Below are 1,776 nucleotides of genomic sequence, written 5' to 3'. Positions count from 1 at the left end.
TTCCTCGATAGCTCAGTTGGTAGAGCAGTAGACTGTTAATCTATTGGTCGCTGGTTCGAGTCCAGCTCGAGGAGCCATCCTGATATAGTTAAAGTGTCGGAGCATAGCGCAGTCTGGTAGCGCATCTGGTTTGGGACCAGAGGGTCGGGGGTTCGAATCCCTCTGCTCCGACCACTCTCTCTATCCTTCCTGAACCACCCATTTGATTTACACATTCTCATCCGGGTTGGTTGATTCAGCATGAACGTCCTTGTTATCGGCTATGTCTGGCCTGAACCCGCGTCCAGCGCCGCCGGTTACCGCATGCTTGCCCTGCTCGATGCCTTTCGCCGCCAGAACTGGCAGGTCACCTTTGCCAGCCCCGCCGAGAAGAGTATCCACCGCGCCGATCTGCCCGCCCGCGGTATCCACGAAGTCAACATCGCCCTTAACTGCTCCAGCTTCGATGCCTTCATCGGCGAGCTGCAACCCGACCTGGTGATGTTCGATCGCTTCATGATGGAGGAACAGTTTGGCTGGCGGGTGGAAAAACACTGTCCCCAGGCGATCCGCCTGCTCGATACCGAGGACCTCTCCTGCTTGCGTCATGCCCGCCACCAAGCCTGCAAACAGAGCGGACAGGTCCAGCTGGATCTTCCGACCGAGCTGCTGTTTTCTGAGCACGCCAAGCGTGAAGTCGCCGCGATCCTGCGCAGTGATCTGACACTGATGATCTCCAGGGCCGAGATCGATATTCTCAGCAATGTTTTCAAGGTTGACCCGGCTCTGCTGCTGGAGAGCCCGTTCATGCAACCGACGGTTTCCGCAGAGCAGCAGACACGACTCCCCTCTTTCGACCAGCGTGAGCATTTCATCGTCATCGGCAACTTCCGCCATGCGCCCAACTGGGATGCCGTGCTCTGGTTAAGGCAGGCGATCTGGCCATTGATCCGCGCGCGACTGCCGGAAGCCGAACTGCATATCTATGGCGCCTACCCGCCTCCCAAAGCTACTCAGCTACACAATCCCAGGCAGGGCTTCCTGATCAAGGGCTGGGCGGAGGATGTGAATCAGGTGATGCAGCAAGCTCGCATCAACCTGGCCCCGCTGCGTTTTGGTGCCGGACTCAAGGGAAAGCTGGTCGATGCGCTTGCCTGCGGCACACCCTCGGTCACTACCTCGGTAGGGGCGGAAGGGATGGCTGGAGAACACGCCTGGCCACAACCTGTCACGGATGATCCCGAGCAGTTCGCCGACCTGGCCGTGGCTCTCTATACCGAATCACAGCAGTGGCTTGATTACCAGAAACAAGGCTTTGCGCTGCACAACCAACGCTTTGACTTTGACCTGCATGCCAGCACCTTGATTGAGCGCCTACAGCTGCTCAGACGCGAATTGGACAGCCACCGGATGGCCAACTTCACCGGCGCCATGCTCAGACACCACAGCATGAAGAGCACGCAGTATATGGCGCAGTGGATAGAGGCCAAGAACCGTAAACCTCAGGATAAGCAATAGACAGATCTGGCGAGATAGCGGGCCCCAAACAAAAAGCGGAGCCCGATTTATCCAAGGTTCCGCTTTTTTGACATCCAGGCCTTTGAGATAGAGAACGACTTTTTCTCAGTGCCCCTCCATACTTTTCAAGCAGGCTTACATATTGGGATAGTTCGGCCCACCACCGCCCTCCGGCACCACCCAGGTGATGTTCTGCGCCGGATCCTTGATATCGCAGGTTTTGCAGTGCACGCAGTTCTGCGCGTTGATCTGAAAGCGCGGACCCTCGGCATCCTCCAC

2 protein-coding genes and 2 tRNA genes are annotated in these 1,776 nt (G+C 57.3%); 3 read left to right on the top strand and 1 reads right to left on the bottom strand.

The annotated features are described in order from the left end of the window. Position 1 precedes the first annotated feature (1 nt). The 3 genes from KQ940_RS22580 to KQ940_RS22570 all read left to right on the top strand — a co-directional run bounded on the left by KQ940_RS22580 (position 2) and on the right by KQ940_RS22570 (position 1,497). Positions 2 to 77: transfer RNA gene (locus KQ940_RS22580), tRNA-Asn, on the top strand. Between the two features lie 20 nt (positions 78 to 97). Then, positions 98 to 174 (top strand) — tRNA-Pro (locus tag KQ940_RS22575). 66 nt (positions 175 to 240) lie between these two features. Further along, complete coding sequence (locus tag KQ940_RS22570; protein WP_217416904.1) at positions 241 to 1,497, top strand: glycosyltransferase; 1,257 nt, start codon at positions 241 to 243, stop codon at positions 1,495 to 1,497. 135 nt (positions 1,498 to 1,632) lie between these two features. Here the strand turns inward: KQ940_RS22570 and KQ940_RS22565 are convergent. Further along, the coding region (locus KQ940_RS22565) for a 4Fe-4S dicluster domain-containing protein (RefSeq protein ID WP_217416905.1) at positions 1,633 to 1,776 on the bottom strand (144 nt) is incomplete at its 5' end.

The sequence above is a fragment of the Marinobacterium ramblicola genome, from assembly GCF_019084545.1.
Taxonomy (GTDB): domain Bacteria; phylum Pseudomonadota; class Gammaproteobacteria; order Pseudomonadales; family Balneatricaceae; genus Marinobacterium_D; species Marinobacterium_D ramblicola.
Note: the sequence above shows the minus strand (reverse complement) of the source record. Positions and strands in the feature narration are given on the sequence as shown.

What these genes read in the sequence shown, in the direction of transcription:
- KQ940_RS22570 (WP_217416904.1), top strand. Translation starts at nt 241, where the DNA reads ATGAACGTCCTTGTTATCGGCTATGTCTGGCCTGAACCCGCGTCCAGC.